Here is an 18545-nt window from a genome sequence, read left to right as displayed (position 1 = left end):
TCCTTTGAAAAAGGAGGGTTGGGGAGGATTAAATTATTTTAATAATGGCTTTAAGAATTTCCCGGTATGTGAGGCTTTGACTTTCACGACCTGTTCAGGCGTACCTTCCGCGACAATCATACCGCCACCCGACCCACCTTCAGGGCCTAAGTCCACGACCCAGTCGGCAGTTTTAATCACGTCCAGGTTATGCTCAATCACCACGATGGTATTGCCCTTGTCACGGAGCTGATGCAAGATATCCAGCAGTTTGGCAATATCATGAAAATGTAGACCTGTGGTCGGTTCATCCAGAATATACAGGGTTTGACCGGTATCGCGTTTAGCCAGTTCACGCGCCAGCTTGACACGCTGCGCTTCACCGCCAGAAAGAGTGGTCGCTGACTGACCCAGACGGATATAGCCCAGACCAACCTGATGCAAAGTTTCCAGACGACGATGAATCACTGGAATCGCATCAAAGAAATGCATGGCATCTTCAACGGTCATCTGTAATACATCGGAAATATTCTTACCTTTGTAGTTCACTTCCAGCGTTTCACGGTTATAACGCTTGCCATGACAGGCGTCACACGGCACATACATATCCGGCAGAAAGTGCATCGCTACCTTGATCATGCCATCACCTTCACAGGCCTCACAGCGTCCGCCTTTCACGTTAAACGAGAAACGGCCAGCGGTATAACCACGCGCTTTGGCTTCCGTAGTCTGTGAAAACAGTTCACGAATTGGAGTAAACAAACCGGTATAAGTTGCTGGGTTCGAACGTGGCGTACGACCAATCGGGCTCTGGTCAATATCAACCACTTTATCCAGAAATTGCAGACCATCAATTGAATCAAACTTCTCGGCAGTCAGCGTGGTTGCACCATTCAGCTGAGTCGCTGCCAGTGGCAACAGAGTCCGGTTAATCAACGTAGATTTGCCAGAACCTGAAACACCGGTGACACAAGTCATGATTCCCAATGGAATGGTCAGATCGACTTTCTTCAGGTTATGCCCGGCAGCACCCATCAATTTGATCTGTTCTTCCGGTTTTGGTGGCTGAACCCGTTTTTTCGGTACTTCAATTTTCAGTTTGCCAGACAGATATTTACCCGTCAGGGAATCTTTGTTTTCAGCGAGTTCCTGATAAGTTCCTTCTGCAATCACATGGCCACCATGCACACCGGCACCCGGACCAATATCAATAATATGGTCTGCTGCACGAATGGCATCTTCATCATGTTCGACCACTAAAACAGTATTACCGAGGTCACGTAGACGAATCAGGGTTTGTAACAGGCGATCATTATCACGCTGATGCAGACCAATCGAAGGTTCATCCAGCACATACATCACGCCCATGAGACCAGCACCAATTTGTGAGGCCAGACGGATACGCTGTGCTTCACCACCAGACAGGGTTTCAGCAGAACGGGACAGGCTCAAATAGTTCAGACCGACTGATACCAGAAAGTGCAGGCGTTCACGAATTTCCTTAAAAATCTTGTCCGCAATTTCACCGCGGGCACCTTCCAGATTAATCCCCTGATAATAGCTTTCTGCATCACCAATCGACATGCGGGTAACGTCGGCAATGGTTTTGTCCAGAATTTTCACATTACGCGAGATTTCATTCAGACGTGAACCATCACAAGCATCACAAGCGGCATTGGATAGATACTGCGCCAGATCATCACGGACATAATTACTTTCGGTTTCGCGGTAACGACGTTCCAGATGCGGCAAAATACCTTCAAAGGGCATCACCCGGTTATGACGACGACCACGTTCATCAATATAGCTCAGGTCAATTTTTTCTTTGCCGGTACCGTACAGGAATTTCTTCTTGGTATTGGCATCCAGTTCATTCCAAGGCGTTTCCAGAGAAAAGCCAAAATGCTCAGCTACTTTTTGCAGCATGCCATAATAATATGGACGCTGACGGTCCCAGCCACGAATCGCACCCTGGCTGATGCTGACCTCCTGATTGGGAATCAATTTGTCCGCACTGAAATGGCTACGGGTGCCCAGACCATCACAGACCGGGCAGGCACCGAAGGGATTGTTAAATGAAAACAGGCGTGGCTCCAGTTCAGCCACAGCGCGGTCACATTCCGGACAGGAGTGTTTGGCAGAAAACACGCGATCATCATTTTCGCCTTTCATCCAAGACAAAATCGCGATATCACCACCGAGACGCAGTGCAGTTTCAAAACTTTCTGCAATCCGGTTACCGAGATCATCACGGACCTTAAAGCGGTCAACCACGACTTCAATAGTATGTTTTTTCTTTTTGTCCAACTCGGGTGGCGGATCAATTTCCATGATCTCGCCATCGACACGTGCACGTACAAAGCCTTGGCTTTGCAGTTGTTCAAATAGCGCTGTGTACTCACCCTTACGTTCACGCACGACAGGCGCTAGCAATAACAGTGCAGTACCTTCTTCCAGTTCTTTAACCGCATCGACCATTTCAGTTACGGTCTGTGCCACCATAGGCAGGTCGTGTTCCGGACAGTAAGGTGTACCTACGCGTGCATAGAGCAGACGTAAATAGTCATAGATTTCGGTAATGGTACCTACAGTCGAACGCGGATTATGGCTAGTCGATTTCTGTTCGATAGCAATGGCCGGGCTTAAGCCCTCAATCGAATCAACTTCCGGCTTTTCCATTTGCGAAAGGAATTGACGCGCGTAGGCAGACAGAGATTCTACATAACGGCGTTGACCTTCCGCATATAACGTATCGAATGCCAGTGAGGACTTACCTGAACCAGACAGTCCCGTAATCACCACAAACTTGTCGCGTGGAATATCAAGGTTCACATTTTTCAGGTTGTGGGTACGTGCACCTCGAATACGGATGTGACTTTGGCTCATGCAATGATCCTAGAAAATTCATCAAAAACCTTTATATGATACCGAATGAAAAATGTTCAAGTGCAAATAAAAGTATTTTAAACGTCAAGTTGTGTCGGATATTGGTCAAAAGATCAGTACTAAAGCAACTGGGTAAAAACGTGGAGTGAATTTGCTTTCTTCAAAACGTCTAGTGGGTTAAATTTTATGATGTATACCTACATCGAAATTAGCTTCACTTTTCATCATTTATGGTTTGGCTTAAAAATAAAAAAGCCCTGCATTGGACAGGGCTCAGTGAATAGACACTAAAATTAATCATCCAGACCCGGCCACTGGCGTTGTTCATAAGCACTATCCCAGAACAGCCATTCCAGACGTGCTGCATGGGTATAGGTCTGATGCATTTTTTCCAGAGTATCAGCATCGACCCGCGCTGCCACCCGATCCACAGTGGCAATTACATTGCGTACCGCTGTATGAAAATCTTCACCGGCATAGGTATCAATCCAGGCCTGATACGGATTATTCGGCGCTGCCTTATCGACAATATCCTTACCCACTTCCGCATAGATCCAGAAACATGGCAAAAGGGCAGCCAGAACCACCGGATAACTTTCTGCCCAAGCCGTTGCCTGTAAATAAGAGGTGTAATGATGGCAGGCCAGAGTCAAAGGTGTATTTTCAAATTGGGTTTTGCTGATGCCAAAATCCTGCATAAAGCCATCATGCAGGCTACGTTCGACCACAATGGCAGTTTTAGCGGCTTCACTAAACTGGATCACGTCATCTGCTTCAAAAGCTTTGGCTGCACAGACCGCCAGCGCACGACCATAGGCCAGTAAATAATGCGCATCCTGAATTACATAATGACTAAAAGCTTCACGGTTTAATGTTCCCTGCGCCAGTTGCTGGTTAAAAGGCAGCGCCAATGTCTTTTGATAAAGTCCGAGATTACGTTGCCATACGTCTTGAGAGAAACTCATACTGAAATCCTTAGCAGTTGAAGTCAAAACATCCAGCACTATAGCAAAGATGAATCTGTTTAAAAGATCAGCAAATCTGAAAAGCAGAAAATACCTAAAAATGGTTCAGGAAGTGCTTTGGTTTATGCGGCAAAAGTTTCATAATTGGGACAACTTTTAGTCTTAGTATTTCTCTACGTTTAAAGAAATGCATTTAATGAAATTTATCTAAGGTCGATATATATGTTGAAACATTTTGGTTTCTCAATCGTATTTTCGATCGTGTGCCTTGGTTTGTCTGCTTATTGGGGATTTACCCATGGTCCGGAAGCGGGCCTGCAAACCATGTTCACAGCACTGACCATCACCGCTATTCTGGCGATTATGGAAGTGTCGTTGTCGTTTGATAACGCGGTTGTCAATGCATCCGTCCTGCGCGGTTGGGATCATTTCTGGAAAATGATTTTCCTGACAGTCGGGATTCTGGTTGCAGTTTTCGGGATGCGCCTGATTTTCCCGGTGGTCATTGTGGCCGTGACTGCGGATATGGGCTTTATGGAAGTGGTGCAGCTCGCCTTAAATGCACCAAAAGAATATTCGGCCAAACTGATGGCACATCATGCCGAGATTTCTGCCTTTGGTGGCGCTTTCCTGATGCTGGTATTCCTGAACTTCTTCCTGGATGAAGAAAAAGATACCCACTGGTTCCGCATGCTGGAACGCCGTCTGGCGCATTTGGCGAACGTTCCGGCGATGTCAGTGTTTATTACCCTGATTGCCTTATTAATCATGGATTTCCAGGTTGAAGAAGCGAAACGTCTGGATGTTATTCTGGCTGGGATCTGGGGGATCGTGATTTATATCGGGGTACAGGTCCTAAGCCATATGCTGGGCGGGGAACCGGAAGTAGACGAAGAGGGTAATGCCGTTCGTCACGATGCTGAAGGTGTACCGACTGGCGTGGTAAAAGCTGGCTTTGGTGGTTTTCTTTATCTGGAAGTACTCGATGCATCTTTCAGTTTTGACGGTGTAATCGGTGCCTTCGCGATTACATCTGACGTGGTAATCATCATGTTAGGCTTGGCCATCGGTGCGATGTTCGTGCGTTCGATGACCATTTACCTGGTCGATAAAGGCACGCTGGATGCCTATATCTATCTGGAACATGGCGCGCACTATGCGATTGGTGCTCTGGCATTTATCATGCTGGCAAGCAGTACCGGTGTGCATATTCCTGAAGTGATAACGGGTCTGATCGGTGTAGCTTTCATTATCTGGGCAGTCATTGCTTCGATCCAATATACCAAGCGTCAGTTATTAAAAGCAGGCAAATAGTCCTGTGATCACTGAACAGAAGCGTAGCTCCGTCTACGCTTTTTTATTTTTCAGATAGTCCTTATCTTTATTTCAAATAAAATTCATGCATTCCTTTGAGCGGAATGGCCTATAATCTGCGCATCAAGATTAACTAACTCGATCGCCAGACTTTATGATGAATGCCTTAGAACGTCGCTCGACCTTTGCCCTGAGCAGTATTTTCGCACTGCGCATGCTGGGGTTGTTTATGATCATCCCTGTATTCTCTGTAGCAGGGCAGTCATATAAATATGCTACGCCGGCATTGATTGGTCTAGCGGTGGGGATTTATGGCCTGACACAGGCCATTTTGCAGATTCCGTTTAGCCTGATTGCAGACCGCTATAGCCGTAAGCCACTGGTGGTTTTGGGCTTACTACTATTCGCTCTAGGTGGCGCAATTGCAGCGATGTCTGACACTATTTATGGTGTGATCATCGGTCGTGCGATTGCGGGTGGTGGAGCAGTTTCAGCGGTGGTAATGGCCTTATTGGCTGATGTGACCCGTGAAGAAAACCGCATGAAAGCCATGGCGGTGATGGGCATGAGTATCGGCCTGTCCTTTGTGGTAGCCTTTACCATGGGGCCATGGGTGACAGGACTGGTCGGCATTTCTGGTCTGTTCTGGGTGACCACAGTGATGGGATTGGCCGCGATTGCGATGTTGTTGATGGTCCCTAAAGTTACCCGTCATCATAAAAATTTTCAGCAGGGCTATCTGGAGCAGCTAAAACAGGTCCTGAAAATGGGGGACCTGAACCGTCTGCATATCTCGGTATTTACCCTGCATTTGCTACTTACAGCGATGTTTATTTATGTGCCATCGCAACTGATTGAAGTTGCTGAACTGCCATTATCGAGTCATGGTTGGGTCTATCTGCCGCTGCTGGTCGTGAGTCTGTTCTTTGCTTTTCCGAGCATTGTACTGGCAGAGAAATACCGCAAGATGCGCAGCATTTTCCTGACAGCGATTGGCGGTATTATTCTGGGTCTGTTGATCATGATTTTTGGCTTTGAATCCAAATATGTGCTGATCGGTGGATTAGGGCTGTTCTTTATTGCCTTTAACGTCATGGAAGCTTTACTGCCATCTTGGCTATCTAAGGCAGCACCAATTCAATCCAAAGCCACTGCGATGGGCGTGAATGCCAGTAGTCAGTTCCTGGGCGCATTCTTTGGCGGGATTATCGGTGGACAATTGTTGTTACTCAACAACACTTCGCTCGGTTGGAGTATTTTATCGGCAATTGCTATAATTTGGCTGCTCGTGAGTTTTGGGTTGGCTCAACCACGCTATCTTTCATCGCTTGTGCTTCGTCTGCCAGAGAGTAAACAAACAGATGAATGGACTTCTCAACTTTTAGCGATTCGTGGTATTGAAGAGGTTGTGGTCATGTCTGAACAGCAAGTCGCCTTTGTCAAGGTCGATAAACAGCAGGTTGATGATGTTTCGCGACAACAATTAACGCACTTGTTAGGTAAAGAGGTAGCCATTTAAACATAACTCTTATAAAGTAAAATATAGAAATAAATAGGAAGTGTACGTCTGATGCGTGGTGTTAATAAGGTCATTTTAGTTGGTACTTTAGGTCGAGATCCTGAGACCAAAACTTTCCCAAATGGTGGTTCTCTCACTCAATTCTCTATCGCAACCAGCGATTCATGGACTGATAAAAATACGGGCGAACGTAAAGAGCAAACCGAATGGCACCGTATTGTGCTGCATAACCGTTTAGGTGAAATTGCACAGCAATATCTGCGCAAAGGTTCTAAAGTTTATATCGAAGGTTCATTACGTACCCGTCAATGGACAGATCAAAGCGGTCAAGAACGCTACACAACGGAAATCCGTGGTGAGCAAATGCAAATGCTGGATTCTGGTCGTCCACAAGGCGAGCAAGGCGATAACGGTTTTAACCAGCCACGTTTTAATAACAATAACCAGGGTGGCGGTTATGGCAATAATCCACAAGGTAGTTATGGCTCAGCGCCTCAGCAAGGCGGTTTTAATAATAATCAGGGCAGTGGTTATGGCAACAATAACCAAAATAACCAGGGTGGTTATGCGCCGAAGTCTGCACCTGCTCCAGTAGCAGCACCGGCAGCCGATCTGGATGATGATCTTCCGTTTTAATCCCGATATTAGAAAGGTAAATCATCAAAAAAACCCGCCATTTGGCGGGTTTTTCATATCTGGGTTCTTCTATTTTTTCACTGAAACCCACATCGTGATCACCGCCCGGAACACGACTTCTTCTGCAATATCTTTAATTTCTACATTGACCAGATAATCGCTGCCTTCGTTCCATATAAAGTTAGGCTCGGCGGGTGTTACAATCGCAACTAGGTCAGTGGTGGCTTTTTTGACATATTCGACCTGCATACCCTTGGGAATCCAGCGATGGGTCTTTGGAACGGTTGCATCGGTCATGGTGCCGCCTGCCAGTTCAGCCATATTGCACATGGCAATCGCGTGTACAGTGCCTAAATGATTCAGCACAGCACGATGTTTCTTAATGCTCACTGCGCAATATCCAGGCTTTAAATCTTCAAACAATGGAGAAATACTGCCGAAATAAGGTGCTTTTAGACAAAGTAATTTAGAAAAAAGATACTTACCGGCTGGCTTATTTTCTAAGCTGTTCCAGATTTTTAGGGCTTGGCTCATCTATAACTTCCTGTATATTATTTTTAATCAGAATAATATTCTCATACAGAATATTATTCTGTATTGGCGCATCTGACAAAAACCAGACATCAGGCTGCCAGCCTGCTTTTAAAAATAGAGAGGATTTAAATATTAAAAATGCAAAACATGGAATTGCTGGAAAGGATTCTTAAGGGAAGACGGGCTTTACTCAAACGTCAGATTCTGGAATGCGCATTGACAGAATTTCTGCGTACCGGTGTTGCTGCGACTACGATTGAAATGATCCGTGATCAGGCCGATACCAGTATTGGGGCGATCTACCATCATTTTAAAAACAAGGAGGGGATCATTGCGGCACTATATATTGCAGCACTTACGGATCAGTCGAAGCAGCGTTTACAGGCTTTGTCGCAAGTTCAGGGTATTGAACAAGGCATACAGGCGGTGATTCAGAGTTATATCGATTGGGTCGTAGCGTATCCTGATTTTGCCCGCTTTCTTTATGCTGCGCATCATACAGTTCAAAGCAGTGACTTTAAAAAGGAGTTACAGCAGTCGAATCAGCAGCGCAATCAAGACTTAAAACAATGGTTGGCTCAACAGATAGATGCCAATCAATTACAAGCTGTTCCCTTGGAACTGCTTATGTCACTGATCATTGGACCCACTGAAAGTTATTGCCGGAGCTGGTTATCTGGTCGAGTTCAAACCTCTCCCAAACATTATGCAGCAGCCTTAGCAAAATCGGCCTGGAAATCTATACAGCATTTTCAAGAAAGTGAATTCGCCAAAATTGATTAAACAAATTAGAAAGATAAAAATACAAGGAATTATAAATCTAAAAAACCGATAGTTTTTATTAAAAGTTACGGTTTTACCTATTGATAGTTTTTGCGTATTCTTAACTACATCAAATGAACACACACTTTCACGAATAGATAGGAATAGACTTATGAGTTTAATCAATACTGAAGTTAAGCCATTCAACGCAACTGCTTACCACAATGGCCAATTTATTGAAGTGTCTGAGCAAGACATGAAAGGCAAATGGTCTGTAGTATTCTTCTATCCTGCTGACTTCACATTTGTTTGTCCAACAGAATTAGGCGATCTTGCTGATCAGTATGCTGAATTCCAGAAACTGGGCGTAGAAATCTACTCAGTATCTACAGACACGCACTTCACGCACAAAGCTTGGCATGATACGTCTGACGTGATTGGTAAAATCCAGTACCCAATGATCGGCGATCCAACCTGGACTTTGGCGAAAAACTTTGAAGTGCTGATTGAAGCTGATGGTCTGGCGGATCGTGGTACTTTCGTGATCGATCCAGACGGTAAAATCCAGATCGTTGAAATCAACGCGGGTGGTATCGGTCGTGACGCGCAAGAACTGCTTCGTAAAGTAAAAGCGGCTCAATATGTACACGCTCACCCAGGTGAAGTATGTCCTGCAAAATGGAAAGAAGGTGAAGCGACCCTTGCTCCTTCAATCGACCTGGTCGGTAAAATCTAATTCGATAACACGTTATCGAAGTTGAAAAAACCCAGCTCTCAGCGCTGGGTTTTTTATTGTCTACTGCCCATGACTACTTAAATTAACGTCTTATGAGCAAAGCTAAAGTTATAAGTAGCTACACAGAAATCTAAGAGTCGAATCGTCTTATAATTGAAATACTGCATTCTAGAAGTACGGTATTGATGACTGCTGATAAAGCTTAAAATGGCTACATGTTCATCCTATTGCGTATAGGAGTAAAAGATGAAAAAAGTCATTGGTGTTTACCGTAATCAAAACATGCACTGGGTCGGTGACGGCTTCCCGGTGAAAAACCTGTTTTCTTATGATCGTCTGGGGCAGGCTATTAGTCCATTTTTGTTGCTGGATTATGCAGCGCCGTATCACTTTGCATCAACTACTGAGCAGCATGGCGTAGGTTCACATCCGCATCGTGGCTTTGAAACTGTAACCTTGGCTTATCAGGGTGCAGTGACCCACCAGGACTCCAGTGGTGGTGGCGGTACGATACAGACCGGTGATGTACAGTGGATGACAGCAGGTGCCGGAGTGGTGCATGAAGAATTTCATTCTCCAGATTTTTCTCAAAAGGGCGGCCTGTTTGAAATGGTTCAACTCTGGGTCAATTTGCCAGCTAAAGACAAAATGACCGCGCCACGTTATCAGGCCATTACTGCAGCTGAGATTCCACGGATTGAAATGGATGAAGGTGCAGGATATATCCGGGTGATTGCCGGAGAATTCGGAGGTCATCATGGCCCTGCGCATACCTTTAGTCCGGTAAATGTCTGGGACGGCGAGCTAAAAGCGGAGTATGAAACTACGTTGCATGTACCTCTCGGACATAATGCTTTGCTGGTTGTACTGGCGGGTGAGCTGATGGTAAATGGCAGTCAAAAAGTACTGGATAGCTCTATTGTCATGTTTGCGCGCGATGATGATCCTGAAATTCAGCTACAGGCCGATCAGGACGCTAAATTTCTGCTCTTGACCGGTGAGCCGCTGAATGAACCGATTCAAGGTTATGGCCCATTTGTGATGAATACAAAGGAAGAAATTATTCAGGCATTTCAAGATTTTAATCAGGGTAAATTTGGTGAAATCGCGGTACAGGCCGAATAATACAGTCAGTCTGAAAACAAAGAAGCCTCTGCACAAGCAGAGGCTTTTTTTCTAATGCGCTGGAATTTCTTGTCGTTTTTACGAGTTTCTGGGATAAATTCATTTTGTTTATCTCTATGAATTTATCTCTTTCTTGTACTGCATATTATAGAGTGTTTTGCGGTCTTTGTAAACCGATTATTAAAAAATTGGTTAATTAAATCATTTGTTTTTTAAAGATTTATTTTGAAATATTTAAATATGATGAAGGTTTAAGTCACTCTATATAAAGGCGTTCTTTGCTATTCAAAAAATGTAATTTATTTGTAAAGTTACGTTAACTCAGACTTACGAAAAAAAAGTATTCTGGAAGATTTTAATAACCTATTTGCCGAAAGCATGGTTCATAATTTCTTTTAGTTTTTCAATGACGGATGATCAGATTGGATATCGCAGTAATTGGTAGTGGCATGGCTGGACTGGCTACTGCCAGAATTCTTCAGGACGCAGGACATCGCATTACTATTTTTGAAGCGCTTCAAGGTCGTGGCATGGACAGTCATAGTCTCGAATTTGAAGGAGGCCTCATTGACGCACCTTTACGTGTGATGAATCCTTATCTGTGGAAAAATACCTTAAGTCTGGCGACTCATCTGGGCATTAAAACTTACCCGGTACGTACTTATATGGCCTGTAGCTGGCTGTTTGAAGACCGGGTAGAAACCTGGCTAACCACGTCACGTAGCCGGATTGGCAATATTCCGATTATCAATAACCGCAAAGGCATCCAGCAATATGGCTGGCGTCTGGTCAAAGGTTTGTTACAGCTCAAAACAGCCTTGGCAAAATTCTTTAAATCTAAAAATCAGGACATTAGCCTAGCAGAATTTATCAATCGTAACGAGATTGAAGAAGTGTTCTGGCATGGTGCAGTGATGCCGGTGCTGTATACCATTTGTACCTGTAACCCGAAAACCATTGGTGAATGGCCAGCCAAACCTTTATTGATTTTCCTGCGTCAGCTAACGGATGGTGATGCCTTGTTACGTATGCAGGGTGGAACTCCAGCTTTGGTAGACAAACTGATTGAAGGCATTCACATTGAAAGTGGTGTGCCGATCGTATCGGTGAAAGAGCAGGGTGACAAAGTACTGGTAGAAAATGCAGCCGGCTTGTCGAAAACTTTTGATCGTGTCGTGGTTGCGACACCAACCAATCATATTGATGAATTCCTGGATCATGAGCAGTTTGGCCGTGATATAGAGCTGTTAAAGAAATTCAAATTCGAACAGGGCGAATTGGTCATTCACCGTGATAGCAGCGTGATGCCTCCAAAGCGTAAGGACTGGGCTGTACTCAGCTATATGATGGATCGCAAGTTTACCCGTCAGCAATTTACGGTTTGGCTGAATGCGGTTGAACCGAGTCTGGTGGGTAAATCTCCGGTATTCCAGACCTGGCGTCCTGTGACTGAGATTGATCCGAAAAAAGTGATTTCCTCAGTGACCTTGACCCGTGCGGTAGTGGATGCCAATACTATCGCTCTCAATAAAGAATTACAGCATCGTCATCTGGAAATGAACCGTAAAGTCTTCTACTGCGGTTCGTGGTCGTCGGACGGTTTGCCAATCCTGGAATCTGCAGTGACATCTGCTATGAAAATTGCCGCAATTATGGGGGCACCGTTGCCATTTGAAGGGCTTAAACCTAAGATCGAGGTAGCACCCCAACTCGGTTATTGATTGATGCAATGGTTTCAGGCACTTCGTCAGCGTCTTCCTCAACACAAATATGCAATTGATGCATCGTTGCTGGGAGACCAGTCGCAGTTGCCCTGGAGCAATCTGGGTTATTGGCAGGCAGGGCAGCAGGATTATGTAGCTGCCTGTCGAACTTTGGCTGACCATCTGGCAGAAACGGTTGGTTTAAATTCAAAAGACAAATTGCTGGATCTGGGCTGTGGCCAAGGTGCCAGCCTGTTGCACTGGCAACAACACTATCAGGTGCAATATCTGGCCGGTGTGGAACTTCAGCCAGCTTGTGTGGCGAATATTCAACAGCATTTACCTGATCTCAATGCCATCTATCCGGCTTCTTTCCTGCGTTTAAACGACATGCATTTTTCCCAGCGCTTTGATGTGGTGCTGTGTCTGGATGCTGCCTATCATAGTCCCGTTCCCGAACTTCTCGAACAGGTATGCAGTGTATTGAACGCCAATGCACGGATTGGCTTTCATCATCTGATCTTGTCTGAAAAATGGAACAGCTTGAATGCGCTGCAAAAGCGTAAATATCAGTTTTTGCTGAAATCCGCCGATGTCGATTTAAAAAACCTGATGTCGAAAAATGAGCTTTATCATTGTCTGGAAAATTCTGAATTCAAGAATATTCAGGTTGAAGATCTGTCCGAAGCGGTATTTTCAGGTTTTGCTAATTATGTAAATCAGCATTTAAATTCAAAGAACTTGAAACAAAAAGGCAAAGGACTGGATCAGTTTAAAATCCGGATGACGGCAAAGCTTTGCCAGAAGTTATATCAGGAGGGGATTGTAAAATATGTGCAGGTGACAGCACAGGCGATCTAAAGACTAGAGACAAGCTAGATAAAAATACCAAGCCCAGAAACATCAAAGCCTCACTAAAAAGCGAGGCTAAGAAAATGGTGCCGGCACACGGATTCGAACTGTGGACCTACTGATTACAAGTCAGTTGCTCTACCAACTGAGCTATGCCGGCGTTGTGGAGTGCATTTTACAGATTTTTCTTAAGGGCGCAAGCCAAAAAATAACCGTTCAATCTTATAACCATTTTTTTAATGCTGATCATTGAATCATCTTCACTCAGGCATCTACATTTAAATCATGAAATTGCCCACATCGGTGATATGGGCAAGGGTAAAGGACTGATATTTAAAATCTATTATGAATAAGTTAAAAGGGAATTATCTGCTTTTGAGTATCCGATCCAGGTCTTGTGCGCATTCCTCTAAAGTAAAGGCCATATCAAACTGCATTTGAGGTTTGAGTTCTTGAGCGAGACTTCTCCACTGTTCAATTAGTTTTAGGGCTTTTTGAATCTTATGTTTGTTGACGTCTTTGGCAATTGTCGGGGTATAACCACCGCGTTTGGCATTTTTTATCTGTTTCATGTAGTTTGCGCTGTTATTCATGTCCACTCTCCGAATAGCAGTGTTTCCACTTTTTTCTAACCCAAATAAGGAAGGCTCAAGCAATAACGTTTTCTATCTTTTGGTTTTTATTCTCCTTTTATCCTGTTTTGATTCCACCATAACATAGCGATGATGACAATTAAATTAAGCTATTTTTATGCCAGTTTTTGTCTCCATCATATAAATAAACTAAAAGAAGAACATAAAGTTAAGAAAGTAATAAAAATGGATATATCATGGTTTTATCCAAAGAATTTATTTAAATATATCCCAGCCTATATCTTCACATCTTTAAATCTGTAAAAAAAAACAAGCAATACTCATCTCAAAAATAACCAGTAAAATGAATTATCCTTTTTTAATTCATCTGTCCAAGATGCTTACTTTTAGGGTTTTAGACTATAAAAAAAGCCCAATATAAAATTGGGCTAGGGCTTAAGGCTCAACTTCTAGCGGATCACCATCTTCAGGACGAAGATGACGTGTGCCATCATCTGCAGGATCTACACTTGATCCATCCTTAGTGATCGGATTGTACATTTCGTCCTCTTTTTTATCGTCAGTGAACTCTTCATCTTCGAAATCTAGAGGCTCATTATCATCATCAAAATTTAGGGGCTTTTCATCATCTTTCATAGCGATCCATCATTTTTTACCAAGATAAGATCATGCTCGAATATTCCTCAGTGTCATTCAACAGCCATCCGGCATCATTTATGTAACTTGTATTGTTATTCTTTTATTTTTAACGCATCACCTCATAATTTAGGCAACAAAAAAGGCTCAAATCCTTTAGATTTAAGCCTTCGTTTACAACATGTGATTACATGTTTATGAATCTTGGCGGTGAGAGAGGGATTCGAACCCTCGATACGCTATAAACGTATACACACTTTCCAGGCGTGCTCCTTCAGCCACTCGGACACCTCACCATGGCCGTGGATGATATAGAAAAAAAGCCAGTCTGCCAAGCTTGAAACAATTGATTTGCGGAAAAACTTTGAGCGCAGTGCTATGATTCGCAAAAATGCTTGTTAAAAACGAAGATGATATATGCAAAGCACTGCACAGAAAGCAGCTCTCCCGGTAATTACGCTGGCTGCGCTTGGGGTTGTTTTTGGAGATATTGGGACCAGTCCATTGTATGCATTACGCCAATGTTTTCTGACGTCGCACCTTGCCATTAGTGAAGCTTCGGTGTTGGGCATTTTGTCCTTGATTTTCTGGTGTATCATGCTGACGGTGAGCTTTAAATACGTCACCATTATCATGCGTGCCGATAACAACGGTGAGGGAGGAATCATGTCCTTGCTGGCTCTTAACTTGCGAACCACACGCATTTCTGATGACAAGAAAATTTACCTGATTGCGCTCGGCTTTATTGGGGCATCACTGTTCTTTGGTGACGGGATCATTACCCCGGCAATTTCTGTGTTATCTGCGATTGAAGGGTTGAGTATTGCCACACCTGTGTTTAATCAATGGTTAGAGCCTTTATCGATCGGGATTATTGCGGGACTCTTTCTGGTACAACGTCATGGTACCGGAACCATGGGCAAATTTTTTGGTCCGTTGACCTTACTCTGGTTCCTGTCAATTGGTGGTTTCGGTTTGTGGAGCATTATCCAAACCCCGACAGTACTGGCCATGGTGAATCCATACTGGGCCTATCATTTTGTAGTCGATCAGCCTTTTGTAGCCTTCTTGACCATGGGGGCCGTGATTTTGACCATGACTGGCGGTGAAGCCATTTATGCCGATATGGGGCATTTTGGTCGTCTGCCGATTCGTCTGGCCTGGTTTATTATTGTGTTGCCCTGTCTGTTACTGAATTATGCCGGACAGGGGGCACTGTTGCTGCGCCGTCCTGAAGCACTGGAAAATCCTTTCTATATGCTACTTCCGGAATGGGGCTTATATCCAATGATTGGTCTGGCGACGGCAGCTGCTGTGATTGCCTCACAGGCGGTGATTACCGGGGTGTTCTCCATGGTGAATCAGGCCATTCAACTGCGCTATTTACCGCGTCTGAGCGTAAAACATACCTCAGCCGAAGAACGTGGCCAGATTTATCTGCCCTTCATTAACTGGATGCTGTTTATTTCTGTGGTGATTTTGATTTTACTCTTTGAAAATAGTGCCCGCTTAGCGAGTGCTTATGGGGTCGCAGTCACCATGACTATGCTGTGTGGTACCATTTTAATCAGTATTCTGGCTTATGGTTTCTGGCGCTGGCCAATCTGGAAAGTAGTGTTATTTGCCACACCATTCCTGATGCTGGATCTAGTTTTTGTAGCCTCAACGTCTTTAAAAATTGCATCAGGTGGCTGGGTACCGATTCTGCTCGGGGCGGCATTATTTACGATTCTGATGACCTGGAAAGATGGTCGTGCACTGGTCCTGAACCGTCTAGAAAAAGATGCGCTACCAATTGACCTGTTTATTAAGAGTATTTCAATCGGTGGAGGCACCAAGTTTGTGCCGGGTGAAGCGATTTTCCTGACCGGAACCCCGACCATTGTACCGCATGCGATGTTGCATAATATCAAGCACAACAAGGTACTACATGAGCGCAATATTCTGGTGACGGTTATTACCCGGGATATTCCTTTTGTAGGCGATGAAGAACGCATCAAACTAGAAAAACTCAGTGAGCATTTTTATCGAGTCACGATGTATTACGGGTTTAAGGATCAGCCTAATATCCCGGAAGCATTGCAGCATGCGTATGCAGAATGGGGCTTTGAATATGACCTGATGCAGATCAGTTTCTTTATCTCCCGGGAACGGATTATGCATACAGTGGGAGAGGGAATGGCACCCTGGCGGGAAAAACTGTTTGTTTCCATGCAGCGTAATACCAGTCCAGTCAGCGACTTCTACCAGATTCCGACCAACCGGGTAGTGGAGCTGGGTAGCCAGATCGAGATGTAAAAATAAAAAAACCAGAGCAAGGCTCTGGTTTTTTTTAGGGGAGAGAATTTAGAAAGCTTTATAACAAATTATTGTTCTGTTGCTTCTGTCTCAGCCGGCATTTCAGGGGCTGCGTTTAAAGGTGCATCTACCGCAGGATCAGCTTCAGCTTCTACCGCAATTTCAGTTTGCTCAGTCATCACAGCCGCTTCAGGTGCAGCAGCTTGCTGTTCTTCAAGAGCTGGTTGCTCTACAGCTTCACCCATAGTCATTTCCTGTTCTGTAGCAGGGGCTGCTGGTTCAGACTCAAGATTGGCTGGAGCCGGATTGGTATCCGGCATTTCTGGTTGTGCAACAGGTGCATTAGGCATACCTGGTGTTTGCATTGGCTGATTTGGCATTGATTGTTGTGGCTGCTGGCCTGGCTGAGCAGGTGCAGACATTGGCTGGTTTACCAGACGAATCTGTCCAGAATTCACCAGGCTTTCCAGTGAGGCTTGCTGACCATTTACAGTGGTACTAATTTTAGCTTTAGACAAGCTTTCAAGTGTTTCACCCGCTTGTACAGGAGGCTCAGCGAATGCGCCGGCACTGATCACACTTGTAAATATTCCGAGACCTAATAACTTAGATAGTTTGTTAGATAGTTTGGAATTCATAAATTAACTCCATTGCTAATAATTGTACGTAATTTGAGTAGTCAATTAGCTTTGCACACTCAAGACGAGGTCACAATCAAAGCTACTTAAAGGTAAAAAAACCGCGTTGAAAGCTCACTAAAAAAACGACACTTTGTTACAAGATTTAAGAATATAGGGATAGATTGTGTAATTATTAGGCAAATAAAGGGGGTAAGATATACTTCATATACATGGCTTGTTAAGCTCGCAAAACCCCCGATTTTGATCTTAAAAGCACGTGTAGCATGGCAAAGAAGCAGCGTAAGTCGAAGAATTCAGTTTTTCAGTTTTTTAATGAAAATAGCGTGAAAGTGATCCTGGCAATGGTCGCTTCCGGGAGTTTTGCGATTGCGTTTGGCCAGGAAAAAATCAGTCAGTGGATTTCTCTGCCTTCTACATCGAATTCGAGCTGTCTGGAACAGTTTTACCGGGACATCCCGCCTTACCTGATGAAAGACAGCCTGAAAAAAGACAGTTATTCACTGTGTTTTAATGGCTTTAATGTGGGTTATTCGGGTGTATCCAAAACGCCACTGTGGGTGGCGGAGGCTTTAACACCGAAGCGTCTGAGCCAGAAAATTCCACGTGAAGACAACTTCCATGAAGAAACACGACTAAATGCTGCTCATCGTGCGACTTTGGCTGACTATCGTGGCTCAGGCTATGACCGTGGCCATATGGCGCCAAATGCAGATATGCCAAATAAAGCTTCACAGTCTGACAGTTTCTCGCTGGCCAATATGGTTCCGCAGGCACCAAAGAACAATCAGCAGGTTTGGCGCGAGCTAGAAGAAGCGACCCGGGCCATTGTGACCAAGCAGAAGCAGGACGTATATGTAGTGACTGGGCCTGTCTTTGCAGCCAAAAAACTGAAAACTATTGGCAAGGGTGTGATTGTACCAACTGCCGTGTACAAAGCAATCTATATGCCGAAAACTGGAGCCATTGGTGCCTACTATGCTCCTAATGATAATTCGCTCAAGGTTCGCATTGTCAGTGTCTGTTATCTGGAAGAGCAGCTTGGCATTAACCTGTTTCCTCAGTTAACTGAAGAACAGAAACGTAATACCTATCATCTGCCGTTGACTGCGAATGCTGTGAAGGCTAACCAGAAAATTGCCTATTCGAATTGGGATGCAGAAAGCCAGTGTGCTGAAGACGTGCCGAAAGAAGATCTGGAAAAATTGCAGCGTGAGTTCAAACCGTCGGCTTCAAGTTCGGCCAGTACAAGTAATACGAGCTCATCAGTCAATAAGAACGGGATCGATCATGATACCCAGGATACGATTGTTAAACAGCTGATTGAGGCCTTACTACAATACATACTGCAGCTGCTGAAATAGTGAAA

16 protein-coding genes and 2 tRNA genes are annotated in these 18545 nt (G+C 44.4%); 10 read left to right on the top strand and 8 right to left on the bottom strand.

Going from position 1 to position 18545, the window contains the following annotated elements; all coding sequences use genetic code 11:
• Positions 1 to 33: 33 nt before the first annotated feature.
• Positions 34 to 2865 (bottom strand): excinuclease ABC subunit UvrA, encoded by a 2832-nt coding sequence (gene uvrA, locus F897_RS01965; protein WP_005232631.1) that lies wholly within the window; start codon positions 2863 to 2865, stop codon positions 34 to 36.
• 293 nt (positions 2866 to 3158) lie between these two features.
• A complete protein-coding gene (tenA, locus tag F897_RS01960) occupies positions 3159 to 3830 on the bottom strand; it encodes a thiaminase II (RefSeq protein ID WP_005232629.1) in 672 nt (223 codons plus the stop codon).
• 222 nt (positions 3831 to 4052) lie between these two features.
• Between tenA and F897_RS01955 the strand changes: the two genes are divergently transcribed.
• The 3 genes from F897_RS01955 (at position 4053) to ssb (ending at position 7299) form a co-directional block, all read left to right on the top strand.
• Positions 4053 to 5144, top strand: a complete 1092-nt coding sequence (locus tag F897_RS01955; RefSeq protein WP_005232627.1) for a DUF475 domain-containing protein — start codon at positions 4053 to 4055, stop codon at positions 5142 to 5144.
• Between the two features lie 154 nt (positions 5145 to 5298).
• The gene (locus F897_RS01950) at positions 5299 to 6663 is read left to right on the top strand and encodes an MFS transporter (protein ID WP_005232626.1); all 1365 of its coding nucleotides are present in this window, start codon (positions 5299 to 5301) and stop codon (positions 6661 to 6663) included.
• A 51-nt stretch (positions 6664 to 6714) separates the two neighbouring features.
• Positions 6715 to 7299 (top strand): single-stranded DNA-binding protein, encoded by a 585-nt coding sequence (gene ssb, locus F897_RS01945; RefSeq protein ID WP_005232624.1) that lies wholly within the window; start codon positions 6715 to 6717, stop codon positions 7297 to 7299.
• Between the two features lie 69 nt (positions 7300 to 7368).
• On the opposite strand, the gene F897_RS01940 is transcribed toward ssb, so the two are convergent.
• A complete protein-coding gene (locus F897_RS01940; protein WP_005232622.1) occupies positions 7369 to 7833 on the bottom strand; it encodes a hotdog fold domain-containing protein in 465 nt (154 codons plus the stop codon).
• Between the two features lie 138 nt (positions 7834 to 7971).
• Between F897_RS01940 and F897_RS01935 the strand changes: the two genes are divergently transcribed.
• The 5 genes from F897_RS01935 (at position 7972) to F897_RS01915 (ending at position 13020) form a co-directional block, all read left to right on the top strand.
• Complete coding sequence (locus F897_RS01935) at positions 7972 to 8616, top strand: TetR/AcrR family transcriptional regulator (RefSeq protein ID WP_005232620.1); 645 nt, start codon at positions 7972 to 7974, stop codon at positions 8614 to 8616.
• Positions 8617 to 8767: 151 nt separating this feature from the next.
• Entirely contained in the window at positions 8768 to 9331 is a 564-nt protein-coding gene (gene ahpC / locus F897_RS01930) for an alkyl hydroperoxide reductase subunit C (protein ID WP_005232609.1), read from the top strand.
• A 246-nt stretch (positions 9332 to 9577) separates the two neighbouring features.
• Positions 9578 to 10456: a pirin family protein gene (locus tag F897_RS01925; RefSeq protein ID WP_005232608.1), complete on the top strand. Its 879-nt coding sequence runs from the start codon at positions 9578 to 9580 to the stop codon at positions 10454 to 10456.
• 413 nt (positions 10457 to 10869) lie between these two features.
• Positions 10870 to 12177 (top strand): FAD-dependent oxidoreductase, encoded by a 1308-nt coding sequence (locus tag F897_RS01920; protein ID WP_004781572.1) that lies wholly within the window; start codon positions 10870 to 10872, stop codon positions 12175 to 12177.
• Between the two features lie 3 nt (positions 12178 to 12180).
• Positions 12181 to 13020, top strand: a complete 840-nt coding sequence (locus F897_RS01915) for an SAM-dependent methyltransferase (RefSeq protein WP_005232607.1) — start codon at positions 12181 to 12183, stop codon at positions 13018 to 13020.
• A gap of 75 nt (positions 13021 to 13095) precedes the next feature.
• Here F897_RS01915 and F897_RS01910 read toward each other — a convergent pair.
• From F897_RS01910 to F897_RS01895, 4 genes are all read right to left on the bottom strand, one after another.
• A tRNA-Thr gene (locus F897_RS01910) sits at positions 13096 to 13171 on the bottom strand.
• A gap of 205 nt (positions 13172 to 13376) precedes the next feature.
• Positions 13377 to 13604 carry a hypothetical protein gene (locus F897_RS01905; RefSeq protein WP_004781576.1) on the bottom strand — a complete coding sequence of 76 codons (228 nt, stop codon included), beginning with the start codon at positions 13602 to 13604 and terminating at the stop codon, positions 13377 to 13379.
• A 435-nt stretch (positions 13605 to 14039) separates the two neighbouring features.
• On the bottom strand, positions 14040 to 14240 hold the full coding sequence (locus F897_RS01900) for a hypothetical protein (RefSeq protein ID WP_004781578.1): 201 nt from the start codon (positions 14238 to 14240) through the stop codon (positions 14040 to 14042).
• Positions 14241 to 14445: 205 nt separating this feature from the next.
• A tRNA-Ser gene (locus F897_RS01895) sits at positions 14446 to 14536 on the bottom strand.
• 121 nt (positions 14537 to 14657) lie between these two features.
• Here F897_RS01895 and F897_RS01890 point away from each other — a divergent pair.
• A complete protein-coding gene (locus tag F897_RS01890; RefSeq protein ID WP_005232606.1) occupies positions 14658 to 16538 on the top strand; it encodes a potassium transporter Kup in 1881 nt (626 codons plus the stop codon).
• Between the two features lie 68 nt (positions 16539 to 16606).
• Here the strand turns inward: F897_RS01890 and F897_RS01885 are convergent, their stop codons facing one another.
• On the bottom strand, positions 16607 to 17176 hold the full coding sequence (locus F897_RS01885; RefSeq protein WP_005232605.1) for a hypothetical protein: 570 nt from the start codon (positions 17174 to 17176) through the stop codon (positions 16607 to 16609).
• A 266-nt stretch (positions 17177 to 17442) separates the two neighbouring features.
• Between F897_RS01885 and F897_RS01880 the strand changes: the two genes are divergently transcribed.
• On the top strand, positions 17443 to 18540 hold the full coding sequence (locus F897_RS01880; protein ID WP_005232604.1) for a DNA/RNA non-specific endonuclease: 1098 nt from the start codon (positions 17443 to 17445) through the stop codon (positions 18538 to 18540).
• The last annotated feature ends 5 nt before the right edge of the window (positions 18541 to 18545 follow it).

It is taken from the genome of Acinetobacter variabilis (assembly GCF_000369625.1).
Taxonomy (GTDB): Bacteria; Pseudomonadota; Gammaproteobacteria; order Pseudomonadales; family Moraxellaceae; genus Acinetobacter; species Acinetobacter variabilis.
This window is presented reverse-complemented; position numbering and strand designations above follow the sequence as displayed.